Genomic DNA, 16,879 nt, shown 5'->3' on the forward strand with positions numbered 1-16,879 from the left:
CAGCAAGGAGAAACACATGCCCACGTCAGCACACCGGCGCAGGGCCGGGCTGGCGATCGTCGGCGCGGTCACCGCGTTGATGGTTGCCGCGTGCTCCGGAACGAGCGACGGCCCGGCCAAGCCGACCGACGTCTCGAAGGATCTCACCACCGACAAGGTGACGCTGACGCTGGCGTACACCGACGACCCGCCGACACAGGCGCTCATCGACGCGTTCGAGGCCGAGCACCCGAACATCACCATCACCGGCCAGCAGACGCCGTTCTCCGACTACGTCAAGTCCATCAAGCTGTCGATGGCGTCGTCGTCGCCGCCCGACATCGCCGAGTACAACCCCGGCGCCATGCGCTCGCTGGTGCCCGCCGGCCTCATCTACGACCTCACCCCGTACGAGAAGCTGTACGGCTGGAGCGACGGGTTCCCCGCGTCGAGCCTCGAGGTGCTGCGGTCGAACGCGGAGGCCAAGGAGTACGGCACCGGCGGCCTCTACGCCGTACCGGGCGCGCTGTCGGTGCTCGGCGTCTACTACAACAAGTCGCTCACGCGCGGAGCCGGCGTCACCGCGCCGCCGGCCACGTTCGCCGACTTCGAGAAGCAGCTCGGTCAGGTCAAGGCGTCGACAACACCGTTCAGCGTCGGCGGCCTGCAGGTGGGCGGCTTCCACGTCTGGAACGCGCTCATCGACGTGCTCGGCGACGAACAGGCCTACCGCAACTGGGTCTACGGCAAGCCCGGCGCGACCATCAAGACCGACGCCGCCCGCAACGCGTCCCAGAAGATCATCGACTGGGTGACCGCCGGTTACCTGCCGGCGGCGGCCAACGCGACCGCGGACAGCGACGCGCAGGCGAACTTCACGGCCGGCAAGAGCGCGTACCTGGTCACCGGAAACTGGGCGGCGTCGGCCATCGAGAAGGCGATGGGTGACAACGTCGGCTTCTTCCTGATGCCGAAGGCGGCGGCGGGCGACTCGACGGTGGCGTCCGGCGCGAGCGTCGCCTACTCCATCTCGTCGAAGACCAAGCACCCCAACGAGGCCGCGGCGTTCCTGGACTTCATGCGCTCGTCCAAGGCCGCGACCGTCCAGTTCGACTCGGGCTTCATGCCCGTCGACGCCAAGGCACAGGTGAACGCGACCGGCGTGAAGGCCGACATCGCCACCGCGTTCAAGGCCGTGGTCGCCGACAACGGCATCGTCCCGTTCCCCGACTTCGCGTCGCCCAACATGATCGACCGGTTGACGACCGGCGTGCAGGGCCTGCTGAGCAAGCAGATGACGCCCGACCAGTTCCTCACCTCCCTCCAGGAATCGTGGACCCAGCACCATGCTTGATCGCGCGGTGGCCGTCCGGCCGGTACGGGCCCGTGCCCGTGCCGGCCGGCGGCTGGTCGCCCTCGCCTACGTCGCGCCGGCCGCGCTCGTGTACGTCGCGTTCGCGATCTGGCCGGCGGTGCACACGGTCGGGCTGTCGTTCGTGCACTGGGACGGCATCCTGCCGGCCACCTGGGCGGGCCTCGAGAACTACGTCGACGTCTTCCGGGACCCGACCCTCGGTCCCGCGCTCTGGCACGCGATCATCCTGATCCTCTTCTTCGCGGTCATCCCCTGCGCGCTCGGCCTGCTGATGACGGGCCTGCTGCACGGCGGGCTCCGCGGCATGACCGCGTTCCGGGTCATCTTCTTCCTCCCCCAGGTGCTGCCGCTCGTCGCGGTCGGCATCACCTGGCGGTGGCTCTACAACGAGGACGGTCTGGTCAACGAGGGCCTGCGCTGGATCGGCCTCGGCGGCATCACGCGCGCATGGCTCGGTGACTACGACTTCGCCCTCGTCGCGCTCGGACTGGTGGGAACGTGGGCGATGAGCGGGCTGTGCATGGTGCTGTTCCTGGCCGGCGCGCAGAAGATCGACACCTCGCTGTACGAGGCGGTCGCGATCGACGGCGGCGGGCCGGTGCGGAGGTTCTTCACGGTGACGCTGCCCGCGCTGCGCGGCGAGATCACCATCGCCAGCGTCATCACGACGATCGCCGCGCTCGCCAGCTTCGACCTCGTGTTCGTGACGACGAACGGCGGCCCGGTCAACCGCACCACCGTGCCCGGCCTGCTCGTGTACCGGCTCGCCTTCAACGAGGGCGACATCGGACGGGCGAGCGCGCTGGCCGTCGTGCTGACGCTCGTCGTCATCGTGTTCGTCACCGCGATCCGCGCACTCACCCGGGAGAAGGCGTGAAGTCCGCCCTCATCGCTCGCTATCTGGTGCTCACGCTCATGGCCGTGGCGGTGCTGCTGCCGTTCGTCAGCATCGTGCTCGCCGCGCTGCACCCCGCCGGCGCGCAGATCTCCGGCCTTCGCATCCCGGAGACGTGGTCGTGGTCGAACTTCGCCGAAGCGTGGGACAAGGCGAACTTCAGCCACCTCGTGCTCTCCAGCCTCATCATCGCCGCCGGCGTGGTGCCGCTCGCGCTGGTGCTCGCCACGCTGGCCGGCTACTCGCTGGCGACGCTCGACCCGCTCGGTGGCCGGCCGATCTCCGTCGCGTTCGTGCTCGGCCTGACGCTGCCGATCGAGCTGGTCGTGGTCGCCCTGTACTTCGACCTCAACCAGGTCGGGCTCACCAACTCCTACACCGGCGTCATCCTCGCCGAGACCGCGTTGTTCATGCCGTTCGGCGTCTACTGGATGCAGACCCACTTCGCCGCGGTCCCCCGGGAACTGCTGGAGGCGGCCCGGGTCGACGGTGCGCGCAGCTTCGCGATCCTCGTCCGGATCCTCCTGCCGATCTCCTGGCCGGCGGTGACGACGCTCGGCGTCCTGTACTTCATGTGGTCGTGGAACCAGTTCCTGCTCGTGATCGTGCTGATGCAGGACCCGAACCGGCGCACCGCACCGGCCGGGCTGGGCTTCTTCGTGGGCCAGTACTCCACCGACATCCCGTTGCTGTCGGCGGCGAGCCTGATCGTCATCGGGCCGATCGTGGTGCTGTACCTGTTGTTCCAGCGCAACTTCGTCAGTGGTCTGACTCAGGGCGCGGTGAAGGGCTGACGGTGTCGCATGATGAGGGTCATGCGAGATCCCGACATCAAAGCGGTGTCGGCGGCCACCTACGCGGCCACCGCCGACCACTTCGACGACCCCGCGCTGTCGTTCTGGGACCGGTTCGGCCAGGAGACCGTCGCCCGGATCGGACTGCGTCCGGGCGACCGGGTCCTCGACGCGTGCTGCGGCACCGGCGCCTCCGCGCTGCCCGCCGCGCAGATCGTGGGCGGCACCGGGTACGTGCTCGGTATCGACCTCGCCGAGCCGGCGCTCGCCCTGGCCCGGGGCAAGGCACTGCGTCGGGGTCTCACGTCCGTCGACTTCCGGGCGGCCGACGTCGAGCGCACCGGGCTGCCGTCGGAGTCGTTCGACGCGGTGATCTGCGTCTTCGGAATCTTCTTCCTGCCCGACATGGCCGCCGCGATCGCCGAACTGTGGCGGCTCGTGCGACCCGGCGGCACGCTGGCGATCACGGTGTGGGGGCCGGGTTTCATGGAGCCGGCGACGAGCGCGTTCTGGGCCGCGGTCGGTGCCGAGCGGGCCGACCTGGTCGGCGGCTTCCACCCGTGGACGCGGGTCACCGACGCCGCCGCGCTGTCCCGACTGTTCCCGGCTGCTCCGGTTGCTCCGGTGGTCGAGGCGGAGCCGGGTACGCATCCCCTCGCCGGTCCCGAAGACTGGTGGACCATCGTGCTCGGCACCGGTTACCGCGCGACCGTCGAGCAACTGGACCCCGCGGCGGCGCACCGGGTCCGGGCCGCCAGCACCGCCCGGCTCGTCGCCGACGGCGTGCGCGAGCTGACGGCGAACGTCGTCTACGCGCGGGCTACGCGGTGACCGCCAGCGGACGCACGCGGGTGAGCAGTTCGGCGAGGAACTGGTCCGGGTCGGCGAGCATCGACAGGTGTCCGGTCCCGGGCAGCCGCACGAACGCCTTCACCGGCGCGTCGATCGCTTCGAGGTACTCCTCGGCGAGCGACGGCAGGGTGTGCGCGTCGGTGTCGCCGTGGATGACGAGGACCGGCACCTCGAACCGGGTGCCGAGCGTCTCGGGCGTGCAGGCCATGGTTCCGGTGAACAGTTGCGGCGGCAGGAAGAGGGCGCCGAGGGCGCAGCGGTAGGCGTCGGCGAGCGAGTATCCCGGCCAGAACAGGATTGCCGCGGGAGCCCTGCGTTGCCAGGCGCGCATCTCCGGGTCCGTCGCCATGCTCCAGCGTTGCTTGGTGATCCAGGTCCGGGCGTCGCGGTAGGGCGGCGCGTGCCGTTCGAGGGCCCTGACCGCCCGGCGGTTGCCGGCCGCGCGCGCCCGGTCGAGCGCCAGTTGCCGGGTCAGGTCCTCGTTGCGGGCCATGTCGGCGATCTGCCCGGTGCCGACGTAGGCGTGGAACAGGTCGGGCCGGCGCCGCGCCATGGTGACGCCGACGATGCTGCCCTGCGAGTGACCGACGAGGATCACCTTGTCCTGGCCCAGGTGTCGCCGGACCCACTCGACGACCTCGATGCCGTCGTCGGCGAGCCGGTCGAACGTCCACGTGTCGTTTCCCGCCCTGCCGTTGCGCCCGCGCGTGCGGCCGACGTCGCGGCGATCCCACAGGACGACGGTGAAGTGCCGCTCCCACGCCCGCAGCGTCGGGGTGAACGGCTCCATCGGCAGCCCCGAACCGGCGAGGATCAGCAGGATCGGGTTGCTCCGGTCCGCACCCCGGAGCTGGATCCACTGGTCGACCCCGCCGGCCGTGACGTAGCGGCCCTCGGCGATGCCGGCGGGTCCGCCTTCTCCGAGTGCACGGGCCACGCGGCGCTGTCGCAGCTTGCGGTATGCCAGCGGGACCCCTATCACCACGATGCCGATCATGAGCACTACTCCGCTCGTCTCCATATTCAGAAATTGACATGTACGTTTCAACATGTCAATGCCAACATGTACGCTGAGCCGATGTCGTTGCGGTACGCCCTGCTGGGTCTGCTGGCCGAGGAGCCGGCCAGCGGATACGACCTGACCAGGAAGTTCGAACGCGCACTGCGGCGCTACGCCTGGCACGCCCAGCACAGCCAGATCTACCCGGAGCTCAACCGCCTGGCCACCGACGGCCTGGTGATGGTCGCCGCCGAAGGCCCCCGCGGCCGGCGCGCCTACGCGATCACCGACAAGGGCCGCTCCGAACTGCGCAGCTGGATGCTCAACCCGCCGGACGTGTTCGTCGTCCGCCACGAGTTCGTCCTGCGTCTGTTCCTGCTGTCCACATTGGACGCCGACGACGCCCGCGCCGTGCTCCGCCCGATCGTCGAGGAAAGCGCCCGCGAACTGGCCACCCTCCAGGATTCGATCGCCACGAATGACGCCACGACCCCACCCGGCGCGCTGCCCGCGTTCGGTCGCCTGGTCGCCGAGTACGGCCTACGCTCCTTCCAGACCATGCACGATTGGGCGGTGTGGGCGATGGATCAGATCGATCGGGCCAGCCCGACGGCCCCTCCCGACAGACCGCTCGGATGACCGGCATCTGCCGTGGCGGGCGTCACACTGTGTGCCGTGAACCCGTACCCTCCGCCTCCGCAGGAGCCCTACAAGGAGACGCCCTACCCCGGGCAGCCCAGCGGCCCGCCGTACCCGGGCCTGCCGCCGGCTCAACCGGTGGCGCAGTTCTACGGGCCGCCGCCGTACATGCCCCCGCCGCAGCCGCCCCGGCCGACGATGTCGACGGCCGCGATTCTCGCGATCGTGTTCGGCGCGCTGGCGGTGCTGTGCGTCGGCGGCGGGATCGTGTCGGCGCTGGCGGGAGACCCCACGCCGGAGCCGGCCGCGACGGCGACAGCCACCCGTCCGGCCGCGGTGCCGACGGCGGCGACCTCGGCGGCGCCCACGATGGCGACGATGCCGAACCTCGTCGGCAAGAACGCGGCCGTCGCGAGCGACGAACTGGAGCGGCTCGGCTTCACGAACATCAAGCTCGGATCGGTCGACAAGAACGACACGATCGTGATCCTGCCGGAGAACTGGAAGGTGGCCGAGCAGTCCCACGCCGCCGGGCAGACGCTCCCGACCGACACCCTGCTCGTGCTCGGCTGCACCAAACAGCGCTGACCCTTGCGCCAACCGGCGGCCCGTCCCGACAATCCAGCAATGACTGAGCGCTCTCCGAAGATCGTCGAGATCTCCTGGGGTCACATGGAGGTCGACGGCCTCGGATCGGGCAAGGACTTCACGCTCTACCCGGGCGGCGGCCACGAGTGGGACTGGTCCGAGACCGGGACGCGCCACAGTCCGGGCATCCAGCCGGAGGACGTCGAGGAACTGCTGCGACACGGAGCGGCCACGATCGTGCTGTCGCGCGGGATGGAATCGCGGCTCGAGGTCGACCCGCGCACGCTGAAGCTCCTCGAGGAACGGGGCATCGCGGTGCACGTCGCCGAGACGCTCCAGGCGGTGGAACTTTACAACGAACTCGCGGACACGCACCCGGTCGGCGGCCTGTTCCACTCCACCTGCTGACAGAATCGCCGGATGTTCACCGATGAGGACCTCGACACGTCGACGCTGACCGAGCGGCAGCGCCGGATCCTCACCGTGATCCAGGAGTGGGCGCTCCGGTACGGCTACTCGCCCACCACCCGCGACATCGCCGACGCGGTCGGGCTCGCCTCCACCTCGTCGGTCGGGCGGCACCTGCGCGTCCTGGAGGAGCTCGGGTACCTGCGCCGCGGCCGGTCGACGCGGCCGGTGGACATCCGCGCGTTCCTGCGGACGACCGAACGGCCGCACACCGATCCGGCGACGGTCGGCGTGCCGCTGCTCGGCGACATCGCGGCCGGCACGCCCATTCTGGCCGAACAGAACTCCGACGACGTGCTCCCGCTGCCGCGCGACCTGGTCGGCCGGGGCACCCTGTTCGGCCTGCGCGTGCGGGGCGACTCGATGATCGACGCCGCGATCTGCGACGGGGACATCGTCGTCGTGAAGAAGCAGCACGAGGCCTACAACGGCGACATCGTCGCCGCGATGATCGACGACGAGGCGACCGTGAAGGTCTACCGACGCCGCGGCGGCCACGTGGTCCTCGAGCCGCGCAACCCCGCGTACGAAGACATCGACGGCGACCACGCGGTCATCCTGGGAAAGGTCGTCACCGTCCTGCGCCGGACCTGAGCGGCGTGGGCAGAATGGGCGGATGACCGAGACGATCGGCATCGCGCCCGACGACTACGACGCCGCCCACACCGCCGTCCACGGCAGCGACCTGATGCGGCGGCTCTACGCCGACGGCATGGGCGACCAGTATCCGGCCGAGGTCGATCCGTTCAGTTCCTGCTCGTGGTGGCTGCTCGGGCAGCTGGTGTCGGCGCTGCGCCTGCGTCCCGACGATCTTCTGGTGGACCTGGGATGTGGACGCGGCGGCCCCGGCCTCTGGTTGGCGCGGGCGCTGTCGGCCCGGCTGATCGGCGTGGACTTCAGCCCGGCGGCGGTCGAACGGGCGACCGGGCGGGCGGCGGCGTTCGTCGCGCCGGGGCGGGCGGAGTTCCGGGTGGCGACGTTCGACCGCACCGGCCTGCCCGACGGCGGGGCGGCGGCGGTGATCAGCGTCGACGCGCTGCCGTTCGCGCCGGACCGGCCGGCCGCGCTCCGCGAGGTCCACCGGATCCTGGCACCGGGCGGGCAATGCGCGATGACCGCACGCAGCTGGCCGGGCGTCGCCGACAAGGACTGGCCCGCGATGGCCGAGGCGGCCGGCTTCACGGTCGAGGCGACGCTGCCGAACCCGTACCACGACGGGCACTGGCAGCGGCTCCACGCGGCATGGCTGGCCAACGCCGACGGTCTGCGCGCCGAACTGGGCGACCGGGCCACCGACAACCTCCTCACCGAGGCCCGCGACAGCCAGGCCCGGCAGTGGGACGAGCTCCCACCGCCGGTGCTGCTGGTCCTCCGCCGCCCGGAAGCTTCAGACGCGTAACGCCAACGGATCGCGTCGTTGACGAACGGTGAGCGCATCTACTAACTTCGATCCCTCTACGACCGCACGGGGGATCTTTCCAATGCGCCTGCCCACATTATTCAACGCCCTGGCCCTACTAGCGATCGCCGCGGCGTCGGCCTGGGTGCTGCCGGGTGCCGCCAACGCGGCGACGCCGTTCGCCCGCATCGATCCGGCGCCGTTCATGCTCGACCCGGCCGACAGCTTCCAGCGGTACGGCTCCGTGATCGACGAGCTGGAGTCGAGCGGGAAGGTGCGCAAGGCGCCCACGCTGAGCTCGGCGCTCGACGGGCCACAGGACTTCAAACCGACCTGGGGACTGTGCCACGGTACCGGAATCACCGCCGGCCTCGACCCGACCGGGTTCTGCTGGGACGCCAGGGACGACGGCTGGGACACCGCCAACTGGCGCCCGCAGGGCATCAGCGGTTCCTGGGACGCGCAGCCGAGCGGCCTGTGGGAGAACCGGCGCATCACCGTCGCGAGTTGGCACGGCATCAAGGATTCCGACGCGTTCGGCCGGCTCACGTTCGTCGACTTCACCAGCACCGGCACGCTGAAGTTCCGCGACGTCCTGCTCGTCGTTCCGGTCCGCACCGCGACCGGCGTCACCTTCACCACGTTCAACTGGAACCACGCCGACGGCGTCGTCTGGTACGGCAACACGTTGCTGGTGGCCAACGGCGGGCGGCTGCACGCGTTCCGGCTCACCCACCTGTGGGCGATGGACCGGTCGGCCGAGGACATCGGGCTCGGGCCCAACGGTGACCAGCCGGCCAGCGCGCGGTGGCACCGGTACGCGCTGCCGATGGTCGGCGAGTACTACCCCGAGTACACCCCCGCGCCCGGCAGCCCGTACGTCGGCTGCTCGTCCATCACCGGCGTGCGGCCCTGCATGAACTCGATCTCGCTCGACCGCCGCGGCTCCGCCCGCGACTCGATGGTCTCCGCCGAGTTCGTCGGCCCCAACCAGGCGGGCGGACGGGCGTTCCGGTGGCCGATGGACTACACGACCGCGTTGCCGGCGCTGTCCGCCGACGGAAAGGTGCACGCGGAGGAGGCCTTCACCTCGCCCATCTGGCACATGCAGGGGGTGGCGAGCGACGGCACCAACTGGTTCCTGTCCGGCACCTGCGCGGGCGGCACGGGCACGTGCGTCCACAAGGCGGCCGCGAACCAGGCGCCCAGCCAGAAGACGCGCGTGTACGGCGGGCTGGAGAACCTGTCGTACCAACCCGTCGCGACCGGCCAGGCCGCCCGCCTGTGGGGCATCAACGAGGGCAACGAACGCTTCGTCTTCTCGATAAAGGTGCCCTGACCGGGAAGCATGCAATCGTATGCGGGCATCGGGGTGCTACCCTCCCCGGATGTCGCCCCGTGCCCGCCGCCCCATCGTCACCATGCGGGACATCGCCGTCGAGGCGGCGGTGTCACAGAGCACGGTGTCGCGGGTCCTCAACGACGCGCCGACCACGGTTCCGATCGCCCCCGACACCCGCGAGCGGGTCATGGAGGCGGCGCAACGGCTCGGGTACCGGCCGAACCCGTTGGCGCGCGGCCTGCGCGGCGCACCCACCAACCTCATCGGCGCCGTGGTCCGCGACTTCAGCGACCCCTTCTACGCCGGCGCGGTCGAGGCCCTCGTGGTCGAGTCGATGGCGCACGGCTACAACGTGGTCTTCGGTCACGTCCATGGCCGCCACGACGAGGTCGCCGCGCTCACCACCGTGCTGGAGACGCGGCACACCGACGCCATCGTCGTGCTCGGGGACATGCAGGCACACCCGCAGTTCCAGGAGGACCTGCGGCACGCGCACGTTCCGGTGGTGGCGCTGTGGCCGGGCACGAGCCCGATCGAGTACCCGACCGTCGACGCCGACGACCGGGCCGGCATCCGGGCCGGCCTCGACCACCTCGTGTCGCTCGGCCACAAGAGGATCGCGTTCGTGGGCGCCGAACTGCCCGGCGACTACCGGGTACGCGACGAGGCGTACGTGGAGTTCATGCGGGAGCGCTTCGGCGGCACGCCGGCCGGATACCTGCAACGGTGCCCGAACACGCTGGCCGGCGGCGACGCCGTGCTGCGCGCCCTGCTGGGCCTGCCGGAACCGCCCACGGCGGTGGCGACGTCGACCGACCTGGTCGCGATCGGCGCGCTGCACGCCGCGTACACCCTCGGGGTGACCGTGCCCGACAAGCTCTCCGTGGTCGGCTTCGACGACATCCTGATCGCGACGCACACCGTCCCCGCGCTCACGACGCTGCGGATGCCGATATCGGCCATCGTCAAGCACGCCATCGCCCGCGCGGTCGCCCTGGTGCGCGATCCCACCACGGCCGAGCCGGGCGTCGACCGGTTCGAGCCGACGCTCATCGTGCGCGACTCGACAGCGGCCGCGCCAGAACCTATTTCACCGCCCCGCTCATCAGGCCGGACACGTAGTACCGCTGCAGCAACAGGTAGACGAGCACGCAAGGGATGACCGAGATGGTGATGCCGGCCTGCAGCATCCCCCAGTCCGTCCCGCCCAGACTGGTCTCCGTCCGCGACACGGCCAGGATCACCGGCAGCGTGAAGCTCTCGCTCGTGCTCATCATCACCAGCGCGCCGAGGAACTCGTTCCACGACGTGATGAACGCGAACAACGCGACGGTGACGATCGCCGGCACGGCCGACGGAATGAAGACCCGCACGAGAATCTGACCGGACGACGCGCCGTCCATCACCGCCGCCTCCTCCAGTTCGGCCGGGACGGCGCTGAAGCTGTTGCGCAGGATGTAGAGGCTGAACGGCAGCTGGATGGCGGTGTGCACGATCGCCAGGCCCACCAACGAGTTGGTGAGGCCGAGCTTGGCGAACATCAGGAACATCGGCGTCAGCAGCGCCTGGTATGGGACGATCAACGCCAGCAGCAGAATGACGAAGATGAACTCCTTCAGGGGGACGGGAAAGCGGGCGAGCGCGTACCCGGCGGGAACGGTGAGCACGAGCGTGAACGCGATCGCCATCAACGCGGTCCCCAGGCTGTTGAACAGGTAGGTGGGCAACCCCTCCTGGTAGATCCAGAGCCGTTGGTAGCTGTCGAGGCTGAGACCGTGCGGCACGTAGGTGGGCGGGGTGGCCGCCGCCTCCGCCGTCGGCTTCACCGACGCCAGCACCGACATCACCAACGGCATGAGCATCACCGTGCAGATGACGACGCACACCGCGCCGATCAGGTAGCCGCGCCGCCTCACGCGGAACTCCGGCGGGTGAGCAGCAACTGGACGACCGTGAAGGCCAGGATCGTCAACGCGAGCACCATCGACAGGGCGGCACCGTAGCCGAGCTTCAGGTACGGGAACGAGTTGAGGTACACGTAGAAGACCGACGTGGCGGTCTCGTTCTGCGGCTGCCCGGCGGTCATGATGTAGAACTGGTCGAACGCGAGCAGCGAGCCGATCACGCTCACGAGCGTCACCAGAAGAATCGTCCGCATGGTGAGCGGCAGGATCACGTGGAACACCCGCTGACCGAACCGTGCCCCGTCCACCATGCTCGCCTCGGTGACCTCCCGGGGAATCGCCTGGATCGCGCCGACGAACAGCAGCATCCCGAACCCGATCACCTTCCACGTCACCGACGCGATGATGGCCCAGTTCGACGTGTCGGCGTCGACGCCGAGCCACAGCACGGGTCCGTCGATCAGGCCGAGGTCGAGCAGGATCCGGTTGATGATGCCGAAGTCGGTGCTGAACAGCCAGTACCACAGCAGGCTCGACACGCCCAGGCCGATCACCACGGGAACGAACACCACCGTGCGCGTCACCTTGCGCAGGGCCGTGTTCGCCGAGACCAGCAACGCGAGCAGGTAGCCGCCGACGATCAGGATCGGCGTGATGATCGCCGTGTACTTCAGCGTGAACAGGAACGAGGTCCAGAACTGCTTGTCGGCGAACGCCCGCTCGTAGTTGTCCAGGCCCACGTAGGTCGGCGGGGTGATCAGCGACCAGTTGTGCAGCGACATCCAGACCATCTGACCCAACGGGTAGACGGTGAACGCGAGCACGAAGAGCAGCGCCGGCGTCAGGTAGGCGAGGCCGACGAATCGACCCCGCCTCCTCATGTGACTAGCCACCATTGGCGACGGTCTTCATCGCCTTCTTCGCGTCGGCGATGACGGTGTCGAGGTTGTCGTCGGTGTAGTAGGCCCGTTGGAGCATCTTCAGCCACGGGCCCTGCGGTGAGTTGATCTGCTCGAAGAACGTGAGCGTGTACGGCGTCCGGCCGACCGTGAGCGCCTTCGCGACGTCCTGGACGAGCGGTTCGGCCTTGAAGTACTTGTTGTCGACCATGTCGCCGCGCGTGGTCAGGTTGAGCGCCTTGGCGTACACCTCGACCTGGACCTCGTCGGAGAGCAGGAACTTCATGACGTTCACCGCGTCGTCGACCCGCTTGCTGCCCTTCGGGATCACCACGAGGTCTCCCCCGATGAACGACGCCGACGAGCCGGCGCTCATCCCGGGCAGCAGCGCGATCCCGAACTTCATCGACGGGTTCTGCTCGCGGGCCAGCGAGATGTTGAAGTTGCCGGTGCCCATCATGCCGACCTTGCCGGACCCGAACTGCAGGTGGAACGTCTCGCCGTTCTCGGTGCGGGCACCACCCGGAACGTTGCCGGACTTCACCATGTCGCGGGTGAACTGGAGCACCTGCTTCACGCCGTCACCGACAAGCGGTTCGTCGCCCGGGCCGGCCGCCTCGATCTTCGCGCCGGAGGCCCACATGAGCGGACCCACGGTGAAGATGTTGCACCCGGCGCAGTTGCCGGGCAGGTAGTACCCCTTGACGTCGCCGCCCAGCGCGGAGATCTTGTCGGCGTAGGCGCGCAGTTCGGCCAGGCTCGTGGGTGGCTTGTCCGGGTCGAGGCCGGCCCGGGCGAACAGGTCCTTGTTGTAGAACAGCGCCGACACGTCGGCGTACAGGGGGACGCCGTAGAGCTTCTCCTCGAACGTCGCCACCGTCATGTGGCCCTTGCTCGCGGTCTTCAGTTCCGGCCAGTCCTTGATGCGGCCGGTGAGGTCGACCAGTTGCTTGGCCTTCTCGAACTGCGGGGCGTAGATGAGGTCCATGCCCATCAGGTCGGGCACCTGGCCGGTCGCGATGCCCTGGGCGATCTTCCCGACCATCTCGGTGTGCGGGATGTACGTCAGCTTGATCTTGCAGTCCGGGTTCTTGGTGTTCCACGCCTCCACGAGCATGTCCACCATTGCCTTGTTGCCGCCCGAGCGCTCCCACATCGTCAGCTCGCCCTTGCTGGCGCACGACGTGGTCGCGGCGGCCGCCGGCCCGGCCGAGGACGACGAATCGTCGCCCTCCCCGCAGGCCGCGACGACCAGCGTCGTCACGGCCGCCGCCACGACGGCCCACCTGAGTCGGTTGCTCATCCCACCCTCCTCCGTGTCGAGGTAGTCGGACCGTACCCGTCTATGAATACGATTGCATCCAATCGTTTTCATTTCGAAACAGATGGCGGACCGAGGTCGCCGGAACGGCTGAGTGTCATAGGCTCGCGCGCATGATCTCGCCCGCTGACGGCGCCGCGGCCGCGCTGAGGCTGTTCCGGGACGCCGCGCGCACCGTCCCCGCCTACCGCGACTTCCTCGCGGCGCACGACGTCGACCCGGCGGGTGTCACGGATCTCGCCACCGTCCCGCTGTGCACCAAGGTCAACTACGTGCAGCGGTACGCCCTACCCGAGCGGACCCGCGGCGGCGACCTGAGCGCGGCGGCGCACGCCGTCGCCGTGTCGTCGGGCTCGTCCGGCGAACCGACGGTCTGGCCCCGGTCCATTGTGGACGAAATGGTCGTCACGCGGCGGTTCGAGCACGTCCTCGTCGACGGATTCCGCGCCGGCGAGCGGCGCACGCTCGTGGTGGTCTGCTTCGCCCTGGGCAACTGGGTCGGCGGCATGTACACCGCCGCCGCCTGCCGGCACCTGGCGGCCAACGGCCATCCGATCACCGTCGCCACGCCGGGCAACAACGTCGACGAGATCCTGCGCGTCGTGGAGACGCTCGGCGGGTACTTCGACCAGACGGTTCTGGCCGGATATCCCCCGTTCGTGAAGAACGTCGTCGACGCGGGTGCGGCCCGCGGGGTGGACTGGCCGGCGTACCGCGTCAAGCTGATCCTCGCCGGGGAGGTCTTCAGCGAGCAGTGGCGCGACCTCATGGGCACCCGGGCCGCGATGACGGTCCCGGTCGCCGATTCCGCCTCGCTGTACGGCACCGCCGACGCCGGCGTCCTCGGCAACGAGACCCCGTTGAGCGTCACGATCCGCCGGTTCCTGGCCGACGCCCCCGCCGCCGCCCGGGAGCTGTTCGGCGACAGCCGCCTGCCCACGCTCGTGCAGTACGACCCGGCCGACCGCTACTTCGAGACCCACGACGGCACGCTGCTGTTCACCAGCGACGGCGGCGTCCCCCTCGTGCGCTACCACCTCGCCGACGAGGGTGGCCTGACGTCCTACCAGGACATGCTGGCGTTCTGCCGCGACCACGGGTTCGATCCCGTGGCCGGGCTGCCCGCCCCGCACGCGCCGGTCGAACTGCCGTTCGTCCATGTCTTCGGCCGGTCGCTGTTCACCGTCTCCTACTTCGGCGCCAACGTGTACCCGGAGAACGTGACGGTGGCCCTGGAACAGCCCGAGGTCAGCGCGTGGTCCACTGGCCGGTTCGTCCTGCGCGTCGTCTCCGACACGGACGAGGACCGGCATTTGTCCGTGGTGGTCGAACTGGCTCCGGGCGCCGACCCTCATCCGGGCCGCGCCGCCGCCCTCGCGGACGGGATCCGGGCCGCCCTGCTGCGGCTCAACAGCGAGTACGCCCACTACGTTCCGGCCGAACACCAGACCCCGCGGGTCGAACTGCGCCCGTCGAACGACCCGGAGTACTTCCCGGCCGGGGTGAAGCACCGCTACACCCGTCCGAGCTGAACTACTCTGTCGGTCGTGGAGACAGCGCGACCGACGCACCCGTTGAGCCCGGCCGAGGCATGGCGGTTCACCGCCGACCACGCCGCCGAAGCCGCGTTCTTCTTCGACTTCGACGGCGTACTCTCCCCCGTCACCGACGACCCCGACGCCTCGCAACCGACCCCGTCCGCGCTCGGCGTGCTCGAGGAGCTCGCCGGCGTGGTCGCCAAGGTGGCGATCGTCTCCGCGCGGCCGGTGAGCTTCCTCCGCACGCGGTTCGCGGCGCTGTCGCACGTCGACCTCTACGGCCTCTACGGCCTGGAGGTCTGGCACGAGGGCGAGGTGATCACCGAGCCGGCCGCGCTGCCCTGGGTACCGACGATGGCCGACCTGGCCCAGCGGGCCCGCACCGAGCTGCCCGCCGGCACGCTGGTGGAGTACAAGCGGCTCTCGGTCGCCCTGCACTACCGCACCGCGCCGCAGCTCGGCGACGTCGTCGATCGGTGGGCCAACGACCAGGCCGAACGGGTCGGCCTGCGGGTACAGGGCGGCCGGATGGTCGCCGAGCTGAAGCCGCCGGTCGATCAGGACAAGGGCATGGTGATCACCGAGGGCATCCGGAACGCCGGCTGCGCCTGGTACTTCGGCGACGACATGAGCGACCTCAAGGCGTTCGACGCGCTGCGCGCCCGCGCCGCCGTCGACCCGGCGTTCTTCGGCATGTGCGTGGCGGTCGCGAACCCCGAGACCGGCGCCGAGGTGTCCACCGCCGCCGATCTGACGTTGGAGTCCCCCGACGCCGTGGCCGCCTTCCTCGCCGAGGGCCTCCGCGGCTTCCGTCCCGCCCGATAGACGACGGGCGTACGCTTCCCGGGTGGATCAGGAAGACCGGATCGCGCTGTTCCTCGACTACGAGAACCTGGCGCTGGGGGCGCGCGACAACCTCGGCGGCATGACGTTCGACTTCCGCCCGATCGCCGACGCGCTCGCCGAGCGGGGCCGGGTGGTGGTGCGGCGCGCCTACGCCGACTGGTCCTTCTTCGACGAGGACCGCCGGATGCTCACGCGGTCCCACGTCGAGCTGATCGAGATGCCGCAGCGCATGGGCGCGTCGCGCAAGAACGCCGCCGACATCAAGATGGCGGTCGACGCGATGGAGCTGGCGTTCGAGCGGGAGTACATCTCGACGTTCGTGCTGTGCACCGGCGACAGCGACTTCACCCCGCTGGTGCACAAGCTGCGCGGCCTCAACAAGCGGGTCATCGGGGTCGGCGTGGAGAAGTCCACGTCGGCGCTGCTGCCGCCGGCCTGCGACGAGTTCCTCTACTACGACCGGCTCGAAGGGGTCGAGGTCCCCGCGACGCGCGCCCGCGGTGGCCGCGCCGGCCGCACCGTCGAGCCGGAGAGTCCGCGGCCGCCGGCCGAGCCCGTCCGCGACGGCGACGCGCTGGCGGTGCTCGTCGCCCAGACCGTCGCCGGGCTGCAGGGCAGCTCCGGTGGCGAGGTCACCGCGTCGACGCTGAAGCGGACCCTGCTGCGCAAGGACCCGACGTTCAGCGAGTCGGACTACGGGTTCCGCGCCTTCGGCGAGCTGCTGCGGCACCTGGCCGAGCGCAACGTGGTCGAGCTGGTCGACGGTCCGGCCAAGGGCGACCCCGAGGTGACGCTGCCCGAGCACGGTGACGACGAGGACGCGTTCGCCCTGCTGCGGTCCGTGGTCGACGACGCGTCCGCCGGCGACAGCGGCGTCGCGCTGTCCGGGCTGAAGAACCAGATCCGCCGGGTCCGGCCCGACTTCAGCGAGAAGAAGCTCGGCTACCGGACGTTCCTGCAGTTCTGCAAGGCCGCCGCCACCAGCGGCGCGGTCGACCTGCGCTGGAACCCCGACGCCGACGACTACCTGCTGACCGCCG

Annotated in this window: 18 protein-coding genes; 14 read left to right on the forward strand and 4 right to left on the reverse strand. The window is 69.9% G+C overall.

The genetic code is table 11. The annotated features are described in order from the left end of the window. Nucleotides 1-16 precede the first annotated feature (16 nt). Genes Vau01_RS58705 through Vau01_RS58720 form a run of 4 tightly spaced genes read left to right on the forward strand, consistent with a single transcriptional unit; the run spans nt 17 to nt 3,874 of the window. Nucleotides 17-1,333, forward strand: coding sequence for an ABC transporter substrate-binding protein (locus Vau01_RS58705; RefSeq protein WP_239152963.1), 1,317 nt, complete (start codon nt 17-19; stop codon nt 1,331-1,333). Then, nucleotides 1,326-2,231, forward strand: a complete 906-nt coding sequence (locus tag Vau01_RS58710) for a carbohydrate ABC transporter permease (RefSeq protein ID WP_204012414.1) — start codon at nt 1,326-1,328, stop codon at nt 2,229-2,231. The genes Vau01_RS58705 and Vau01_RS58710 overlap by 8 nt, the downstream gene beginning before the upstream one ends. Next, nucleotides 2,228-3,043, forward strand: a complete 816-nt coding sequence (locus tag Vau01_RS58715) for a carbohydrate ABC transporter permease (RefSeq protein ID WP_239152965.1) — start codon at nt 2,228-2,230, stop codon at nt 3,041-3,043. The genes Vau01_RS58710 and Vau01_RS58715 overlap by 4 nt, the downstream gene beginning before the upstream one ends. A gap of 21 nt (nt 3,044-3,064) precedes the next feature. Beyond that, complete coding sequence (locus Vau01_RS58720; RefSeq protein WP_204012417.1) at nt 3,065-3,874, forward strand: class I SAM-dependent methyltransferase; 810 nt, start codon at nt 3,065-3,067, stop codon at nt 3,872-3,874. On the opposite strand, the gene Vau01_RS58725 is transcribed toward Vau01_RS58720, so the two are convergent. Continuing rightward, nucleotides 3,864-4,880, reverse strand: coding sequence for an alpha/beta fold hydrolase (locus Vau01_RS58725; protein ID WP_204012420.1), 1,017 nt, complete (start codon nt 4,878-4,880; stop codon nt 3,864-3,866). The genes Vau01_RS58720 and Vau01_RS58725 overlap by 11 nt on opposite strands. A 93-nt stretch (nt 4,881-4,973) precedes the next feature. Here Vau01_RS58725 and Vau01_RS58730 point away from each other — a divergent pair, with 93 nt between their 5' ends. From Vau01_RS58730 to Vau01_RS58760, 7 genes are all read left to right on the forward strand, one after another. Then, a complete protein-coding gene (locus Vau01_RS58730; RefSeq protein ID WP_204012423.1) occupies nt 4,974-5,534 on the forward strand; it encodes a PadR family transcriptional regulator in 561 nt (186 codons plus the stop codon). A gap of 36 nt (nt 5,535-5,570) precedes the next feature. Next, nucleotides 5,571-6,122 (forward strand): PASTA domain-containing protein, encoded by a 552-nt coding sequence (locus tag Vau01_RS58735; RefSeq protein ID WP_204012424.1) that lies wholly within the window; start codon nt 5,571-5,573, stop codon nt 6,120-6,122. A gap of 39 nt (nt 6,123-6,161) precedes the next feature. Continuing rightward, nucleotides 6,162-6,530, forward strand: a complete 369-nt coding sequence (locus Vau01_RS58740) for an Mth938-like domain-containing protein (RefSeq protein WP_204012426.1) — start codon at nt 6,162-6,164, stop codon at nt 6,528-6,530. A gap of 12 nt (nt 6,531-6,542) precedes the next feature. Beyond that, the gene (gene lexA / locus Vau01_RS58745) at nt 6,543-7,184 is read left to right on the forward strand and encodes a transcriptional repressor LexA (protein ID WP_204012427.1); all 642 of its coding nucleotides are present in this window, start codon (nt 6,543-6,545) and stop codon (nt 7,182-7,184) included. A 22-nt stretch (nt 7,185-7,206) separates the two neighbouring features. Then, a complete protein-coding gene (locus Vau01_RS58750; RefSeq protein WP_204012428.1) occupies nt 7,207-7,989 on the forward strand; it encodes a class I SAM-dependent methyltransferase in 783 nt (260 codons plus the stop codon). 82 nt (nt 7,990-8,071) lie between these two features. Beyond that, nucleotides 8,072-9,328, forward strand: coding sequence for a hypothetical protein (locus Vau01_RS58755; RefSeq protein WP_204012429.1), 1,257 nt, complete (start codon nt 8,072-8,074; stop codon nt 9,326-9,328). A 49-nt stretch (nt 9,329-9,377) separates the two neighbouring features. Next, nucleotides 9,378-10,493: a LacI family DNA-binding transcriptional regulator gene (locus tag Vau01_RS58760; protein WP_204012430.1), complete on the forward strand. Its 1,116-nt coding sequence runs from the start codon at nt 9,378-9,380 to the stop codon at nt 10,491-10,493. Here Vau01_RS58760 and Vau01_RS58765 read toward each other — a convergent pair. From Vau01_RS58765 to Vau01_RS58775, 3 genes are read right to left on the reverse strand one after another with little or no spacing between them, the layout of a single operon-like run. After that, a complete protein-coding gene (locus Vau01_RS58765; RefSeq protein WP_239152967.1) occupies nt 10,417-11,247 on the reverse strand; it encodes a carbohydrate ABC transporter permease in 831 nt (276 codons plus the stop codon). The genes Vau01_RS58760 and Vau01_RS58765 overlap by 77 nt on opposite strands. Continuing rightward, complete coding sequence (locus tag Vau01_RS58770) at nt 11,244-12,116, reverse strand: carbohydrate ABC transporter permease (protein WP_204012431.1); 873 nt, start codon at nt 12,114-12,116, stop codon at nt 11,244-11,246. Before Vau01_RS58770 ends, Vau01_RS58765 begins: the two co-directional genes overlap by 4 nt. A gap of 4 nt (nt 12,117-12,120) precedes the next feature. Then, nucleotides 12,121-13,437, reverse strand: a complete 1,317-nt coding sequence (locus Vau01_RS58775) for an ABC transporter substrate-binding protein (protein WP_204012433.1) — start codon at nt 13,435-13,437, stop codon at nt 12,121-12,123. A gap of 131 nt (nt 13,438-13,568) precedes the next feature. Here Vau01_RS58775 and Vau01_RS58780 point away from each other — a divergent pair, with 131 nt between their 5' ends. From Vau01_RS58780 to Vau01_RS58790, 3 genes are all read left to right on the forward strand, one after another. Further along, nucleotides 13,569-14,987, forward strand: coding sequence for a phenylacetate--CoA ligase family protein (locus tag Vau01_RS58780; RefSeq protein ID WP_204012435.1), 1,419 nt, complete (start codon nt 13,569-13,571; stop codon nt 14,985-14,987). Nucleotides 14,988-14,993: 6 nt separating this feature from the next. Then, nucleotides 14,994-15,818: a trehalose-phosphatase gene (otsB, locus tag Vau01_RS58785; RefSeq protein WP_204012461.1), complete on the forward strand. Its 825-nt coding sequence runs from the start codon at nt 14,994-14,996 to the stop codon at nt 15,816-15,818. Between the two features lie 22 nt (nt 15,819-15,840). Then, a partial coding sequence (locus Vau01_RS58790) for a PIN domain-containing protein (protein ID WP_204012438.1) occupies nt 15,841-16,879 on the forward strand: 1,039 nt, incomplete at its 3' end.

It is taken from the genome of Virgisporangium aurantiacum (assembly GCF_016863635.1).
GTDB lineage: Bacteria > Actinomycetota > Actinomycetes > Mycobacteriales > Micromonosporaceae > Virgisporangium > Virgisporangium aurantiacum.